The sequence below is a fragment of the Cryobacterium sp. GrIS_2_6 genome, from assembly GCF_035984545.1.
Lineage (GTDB): Bacteria > Actinomycetota > Actinomycetes > Actinomycetales > Microbacteriaceae > Cryobacterium.
Genome location: NZ_JAXCHP010000001.1, coordinates 4,221,008 through 4,227,007 on the forward strand (window position 1 = coordinate 4,221,008; position 6,000 = coordinate 4,227,007).

The following is a 6,000-nucleotide window of genomic DNA, read 5'->3' on the forward strand; positions in this document are numbered from 1 at the left end:
GCATCGAAATGCCGAGAGGTCCGGCGGATCGCTCAGGTGCAGGAGGGCCCCACGATTCGCCGACGATGCCTTACCCGGCCTACAAGAGTTGGTGCACGTGCGGAGCGTTGAATTGGATTGTTTGGATATCCCCGGCCACGAGGACAGCTTGCCGGCGTATGCGCCGATATAGTTTGAATTGTACGTTTCAGGATGTCTTGTACATTTATCGGCGTGGTTGTATGTTTGGTGCATGTCGACCATCGTCCCAATTGCCGTCTCTGATGCACGCGACAAGCTTGCATCGATCATCGATCGCGCTCGGTCTGAGCATGAGCCGGTTTTCCTTTCTCGCAGGGGTCGTAGAGTTGCGGCAGTCATCGATGCTGACGATTTGGAGCGGTTGATCGAATTGGCTGAAGACATGGCGGACATTCGTGCCGCTGAGGAGTCACGTGAGGAGATGCGTCTCACGCAAAGCGAGCCGACTCCGTGGGACCAGGTGAAGGCTGACCTTGGCTTATCGTGACTTTTTCTGTGAGGATCGCGCCAGCCGCTGAGCGACAACTGCGCACGTTCGATCCTCAGGTCCGAAGGCGGCTGCAAGCAGCGATCGACCTTCTGGCGGAAGAGCCGCGACCGCCGAAAGCGATTCAACTCATCGGCGGCTCTGGCGAATGGCGTGTTCGGACAGGTGACTACCGGATCATTTACGAGATACGCGACGTAGAATTGATTGTTCTCGTGCTCCGGCTGGGACACCGTCGCGAAATATACGAATCCCGATAGCGGAAGCCGACGGGCGACTTCCGTGTAGACGGAGAATCAGAATTCAGTAACGAAGTTGAAGTGCCGTGCAGTCCGATTGGCAGCGCGCACTTTTTCGGACCGAAACGGTCCTCATCGTCCGTCTCTCGACTCCTTCGAGAGTGCGACAGGGACTAGCCTCGAAGCTACGGGGATTGCAATGATCCGTCGGCGACGTCCGAAGACCTGGCTGTCCTCCAGGAGATCGAAGATGAGGCAGACGGTCTCTTCGCATCCGTCTTTTCGGTCTCGGGCTGGCAGCCGGCTCCTTTTGGTGTCGAGCGATCGCGACAGCCCGGTTTCATTCTGGTAGCCCGTGCAGCGTCGGATTCCCGGCCTGTTGGGTTTGCCCATGTCATCGAAATCCCGGGCGGCGATCACCTCCAGCAGTTGTCCGTTGTGCCGTCCAAGACTGGGCACGGGGATGGGCGTGCGCTCGTGGAAGCGGTCAAGGTCGAGTCATGGCAACGGGGTCGTCCCCGTGTCACGCTCCGAACCTTTGCGGACGTTCCGTGGAATGCGCCGCTCTATGCGACTTGTGGTTTTGCCGAGTGCCTTCCCGATAATGACTTCCTTCGCGACTTGGGTTACGTCCCGGTGAGTGGTGTGGTTTCCCACTCTTGAGCGTTGCTTCGTCAACGTAAAGAGCCACCGTGGGATGGTCAGTGAGTACCGACTAAAGCAACTCACAAAGGACACCACACGATGGCTCTAAACCAGTCTGCCCTGCTCGACCTCCTCGGAGAACTCAAACTCACCGACGTCACCGACCGAATCCGCGTCGCGACCGAAACTCTCTACCAAGAACTCATCGACGCGGAAGCGACCGCGTTCATCGGCGCCGCCCCATTCGAACGCTTCGGCGACCGCACCACCCACCGCAACGGCACCCGAGCGCGCACCCTCAGCACGACCGCCGGGGACCTCGACCTGAAGATCCCGAAGCTGCGCGCCGGGTCCTTCTTCCCGGCCCTGCTCGAGCGTCGCCGGCGGGTGGACCAAGCCCTGTTCGCGGTCGTGATGGAGGCCTACGTCCACGGCGTCTCGACCCGGAAAGTCGACGACCTGGTCAAGGCCCTCGGCGCGGACACCGGGATCTCCAAGTCGGAAGTGTCCCGGATCTGCGCGGGCCTGGACGCTGAGGTGGCCGAGTTCCGCGACCGCACCCTCGCCGCGCAGGACTTCCCCTACGTGTTCCTCGACGCCACCTACTGCAAGGCCCGCGTCGGCCACCGGATCGTGTCCCAGGCCATCGTCGTCGCGGTCGGGGTGGCCGCTGACGGACGCCGGGAAGTCCTCGGCTTCGACGTCGGTGACAGCGAGAACGAGGGCTTCTGGACGTCGTTCCTGCGATCGCTCAAGACCCGCGGGCTCGACGGGGTCAAGCTAGTCATGTCTGACGCGCACACCGGCCTGAAGAAGGCCATCGGCACCGTGTTCCAGGGCGCCGGCTGGCAGAGATGCCGGGTGCACTTCATGCGCAACGTGCTCGCGGTGATCCCGAAGGGATCCCAGGACATGGTCGCCTCGATCATCCGCACCATCTTCGCCCAGCCCGACCGTGAGCACATCGAGAAGCAGTTCCTCGAGGTCACGACGATGCTCAGCCGCTCGCACCCGAAGGTCGCGGCGATGCTCGTCGACGCGCAACCCGACCTACTCGCCTTCGCCGCGTTCCCGCGGCGGCACTGGCGCCAGATCTGGTCCACGAACCCGCTCGAACGAGTGAACAAGGAGATCAAACGCCGCACCGACGTCGTCGGAGTGTTCCCCAACGCTGCCGCCCTGCTGCGCCTGGCCGGGTCGGTCTTGATCGAGCAGCATGACGAGTGGGAGGCCGGCGAACGACGCTACTTCTCCGAAGCATCCATGCTCGAGCTGGTTACCATGAACAACCCCATCGAGGTCATCGACGAGGCGGTGATCCTCCCCGAACTCGCCGCCGCCTAAGCTAGAACAACTGACCCGCATGGTGTTGAGAAACTCCACCACTCAGCGGGACGTGACCGCGACTTGCTGGCTTCGGAACAAAAGGGCGGACTCGGGAACGGTCGTCGAGTTCAGATGTCGTGTGACCTCAGTTCCCAAAATATAGACAATCTGCTATTCATTGGGCAACGAGGAGCACCGCTGCGGCGACCATCGATCGATCAGGCCGTGTTTGCACCTGGACAAATTCATTCTTCTTGATCGCTCATCAGGGCTGCGGTCGGTTTGATTGCGGTCGCCCGGGAGAATTGGTCGAGCAGCGCAGCAAAGACCGTCACGGTTTCGTCATCCCAGCTTTCCGCGGCCTGCCGGAGGAACCCGATTCGGGAGCCCTTGGCGGTCGCGTTCAGTTCCTCTCCGGCCGGGGTGAGGCCGAGTGCGACGCTCCTCGGGTCATCGGGACTCGGTGTGCGTTGGATGAAGCCGGCAGCCTCGGTCGAGGCCACGAGCCTGCTCGCAGTGGACGGTTTCACTGTCAGGGTTGCAGCGATATCTGCGATCCGGGTCCGCTCCCCATCGGCCTTGAGACGTGCAACCGTGTCCGTGACCAGCACGGCCGACAGGTCGACCGTGTCTGTCAGGTGTCGCGGCAGCTCGAGCAGGCGTCGCATCCGGATCAGGGCGGCGTCAATCGTTTCCCAGGAATCATCGATCATAGGTGTACTGTACACATATGAGCGAACGAGTATGGGAATCGGCTCGGGGGAGAGTGCCCCGATGGCAAACGAGGTGATTCTGGTCACGGGCGCGACCGGGAACGTGGGCCGGGTCGTCGTGGAGCGGCTCCTCGAAGCGGGACGAAATGTGCGGGCTGCCGGTCGTACCGCTGAGTCGGTTTCCCGGATGTTCGGCGACCGCGTTCAGGCCGTCGCGCTGGACTTCACCGATGCTGCCACGTGGGCCTCGGCGTTTGACGGAGTTCGCGGCATGTTTCTCATGCGTCCACCGCAGCTCGGGAAGCCTAAGACGCAAATGGTCCCCGCACTCGACTACGCCCGTGACCACGGCGTCCAGCAGATGGTGTTCCTCTCACTGCAGGGTGCAGAGGGGAACAAGGTTGTGCCACACGCCGCGATCGAGTCCTGGTTGCGCGCCTCGGGTATCTCCTGGACGTTTGTGCGCGCGTCCTTCTTCCATCAAAACCTCACGACCACCCATCTGACTGACATCCGCGATCGGAATGAGATCATGGTTCCCGCCGGCCGCGGCGCGACCGCGTTCGTCGATGCCAAGGACGTCGGCGCGGTGGCCGCAGCCGCACTTCTGGACCCTCTCTCTCATGCCAACGCTGCGTTGACGGTGACCGGGGATGAGGCGCTTACGTATGACCAGATCGCCGAGATCCTCACCCTCGAGCTCGGACGCCCCATTCGTTATGCCCGACCAGGGGCATTTCACTACATTTACCACGCACGCCGCACTTTGGGAATGCCGTGGGGAATGGTCGCCGTCACAACGGCCATTTACACCACCGCCCGGCTCGGACTCGCTGCCGGTCGCACGGAAACCGTCCGCAAGGTCCTGCACCGCGACCCGATCGGGTTCGCAGCTTTCGCCCATCGAGAACGCGACGTCTGGAACAACACGTGACGATTGACGGGATCCGGCAGGCCATTGACGCCGATCCCGCGAATTCGGACTAGGCGAAGCGAGGCATGGGGACGTTTAGATGCTCGTGCGCAATCATGAGTTTTTGCGGATTCCGGGCAACCGCGATGACTTTCAAACCACGCTCCAAGGCTCGTGCGGATGCGGACGACCGGTCCTTATATGAAGCGACGAAGAGCGCGTTGTTGAGTGAGGGTTTCGACGACATGAATGCGTACGCCGAAGCCAAGACCGACGTCATTGCGGCGATCATTGCGCGTGCACTCGCGTCCGGAACCTAGCCTCACCAGAATGTCGCAGGAAAGCCGCGGTCCTTTGGACCCCACGGCCCGTTGTCGTACGCGACCGCAGAGAGGGACTTCTACCGTGCGCGCATACTGTTGTTGCGCGGTTCGTGGGTGAGTTCGGCGAGTCCGAGTACTTCGAGCAACGGCGGAAGGTACATGCCGAATCGCCCGCGGTATCCGTTCCGGAGCCCGTACCAGCCGCCGAGCGGGTTGGACGCGGACCTGCCCCACGCCTCGACGCTCCCCTCAGCCGGGACCTTCTTCTCGTCCGCGGCACCCAGCGGTACCCAATCACCCTGCTCCGTGAGCCAGGCGTGCAGGTGCTCAACGGCGCGAGCGTCGTAGCTGAGCTTGGTTGATCCGACCTGGCAGACCAGGCTCGGTGGTGTGGTCGACTCGTCGCGGTACATCGTGTACTGGCTCGTACCCGGTGGGGTGGACAGAATCCACGGTTCGTCTTTGCTTCCATTGGTCATGAGCTACTTTTACCACGCATGTCGCACCTGGGGAATGCCGGGGGTCAGGTCGTGGACGCCGCGTAGATCCGCTCGATGGAGGTGGCCAGCACGGCGTTGAAGGCCGCGTCAGATTGCTGGACAGTAAGGCCTTCGAGCAGTGCCCGGCTGAAGCTGGCGCTCAAACCGTGGTTCTCGGCCAGCAATCGGCAGGCGTGACTCTGGCTGTAGCCACCGGAGAGTGCGACCAGTCGCAAGACCAGCGGATGCTCGATCAGGTCGGTGTAGAAGTCGGGTACCGTCGGGATCGACAGCTTGACGATCACGGGCTGGTGCCTGGGGAGCCCGTCGAGGGCTGCCAGTAGGTCGGCTTTGAGGAGGTTCTCGGCCTCGGCCTTGTCGGGGGCATGTACGTCGACTTCGGGTTCCAAGATCGGCACCAGGCCATGGGAAAGAATCTGCGCGGCGACGGCAAACTGTTGGTCGACGATCGCACGGATTCCGGCGGGGTTGGCTGCCTTGATCACGGAACGCATTTTCGTGCCGAACATCGTGCGTTCAACGGCACGGGTGAGGAGGGGTTCCAGCTTGGTGAGGGGCCTCATCAACTGGACGCCGTCCTCCTCCTCTGCCAGGCCCTGGTCGACCTTGACGATCGGCACGATACCTCGGGCAGTGAGGTACTCACCCGTCAACTGGCCTTCAATGGTCCGGTCCATGGTCTGCTCGAAGAGGATCGCCGCGAGGATGCGGTCGGAGGTGAAGCTTGCAGCCGTCACTACACGGGCACGCATCTGATGCATCAGGTCGAACATCTGCTCATCGGTGCCGTACGAGCTCGGGTCGATGCCATAGAGCTTCAGGCGTCACCGTGC

9 protein-coding genes are annotated in these 6,000 nt (G+C 62.2%); 6 read left to right on the forward strand and 3 right to left on the reverse strand.

The features are described from left to right. Positions 1 to 232: 232 nt before the first annotated feature. The 4 genes from RCH22_RS20425 (at position 233) to RCH22_RS20435 (ending at position 2,736) form a co-directional block, all read left to right on the forward strand. Positions 233 to 508: a type II toxin-antitoxin system Phd/YefM family antitoxin gene (locus RCH22_RS20425; protein WP_327015411.1), complete on the forward strand. Its 276-nt coding sequence runs from the start codon at positions 233 to 235 to the stop codon at positions 506 to 508. Between the two features lie 8 nt (positions 509 to 516). Beyond that, positions 517 to 768, forward strand: a complete 252-nt coding sequence (locus RCH22_RS20430; protein ID WP_327015584.1) for a type II toxin-antitoxin system RelE/ParE family toxin — start codon at positions 517 to 519, stop codon at positions 766 to 768. Positions 769 to 990: 222 nt separating this feature from the next. Then, positions 991 to 1,410, forward strand: a complete 420-nt coding sequence (locus RCH22_RS21270; RefSeq protein ID WP_369125314.1) for a GNAT family N-acetyltransferase — start codon at positions 991 to 993, stop codon at positions 1,408 to 1,410. Between the two features lie 81 nt (positions 1,411 to 1,491). Beyond that, positions 1,492 to 2,736, forward strand: a complete 1,245-nt coding sequence (locus RCH22_RS20435) for an IS256 family transposase (RefSeq protein WP_327015412.1) — start codon at positions 1,492 to 1,494, stop codon at positions 2,734 to 2,736. 227 nt (positions 2,737 to 2,963) lie between these two features. Here the strand turns inward: RCH22_RS20435 and RCH22_RS20440 are convergent, their stop codons facing one another. Then, entirely contained in the window at positions 2,964 to 3,431 is a 468-nt protein-coding gene (locus RCH22_RS20440; RefSeq protein WP_327015413.1) for a MarR family transcriptional regulator, read from the reverse strand. A gap of 61 nt (positions 3,432 to 3,492) precedes the next feature. Between RCH22_RS20440 and RCH22_RS20445 the strand changes: the two genes are divergently transcribed. Then, positions 3,493 to 4,365 carry an NmrA family NAD(P)-binding protein gene (locus tag RCH22_RS20445; protein ID WP_327015414.1) on the forward strand — a complete coding sequence of 291 codons (873 nt, stop codon included), beginning with the start codon at positions 3,493 to 3,495 and terminating at the stop codon, positions 4,363 to 4,365. 125 nt (positions 4,366 to 4,490) lie between these two features. Next, positions 4,491 to 4,664 (forward strand): GrpB family protein, encoded by a 174-nt coding sequence (locus RCH22_RS20450; RefSeq protein ID WP_327015415.1) that lies wholly within the window; start codon positions 4,491 to 4,493, stop codon positions 4,662 to 4,664. 80 nt (positions 4,665 to 4,744) lie between these two features. On the opposite strand, the gene RCH22_RS20455 is transcribed toward RCH22_RS20450, so the two are convergent. Both RCH22_RS20455 and RCH22_RS20460 read right to left on the reverse strand, forming a co-directional pair. Next, the gene (locus RCH22_RS20455) at positions 4,745 to 5,146 is read right to left on the reverse strand and encodes a DUF6855 family protein (RefSeq protein ID WP_327015416.1); all 402 of its coding nucleotides are present in this window, start codon (positions 5,144 to 5,146) and stop codon (positions 4,745 to 4,747) included. Between the two features lie 44 nt (positions 5,147 to 5,190). After that, on the reverse strand, positions 5,191 to 5,940 hold the full coding sequence (locus RCH22_RS20460; protein WP_327015417.1) for a class I fructose-bisphosphate aldolase: 750 nt from the start codon (positions 5,938 to 5,940) through the stop codon (positions 5,191 to 5,193). Positions 5,941 to 6,000 lie beyond the last annotated feature (60 nt).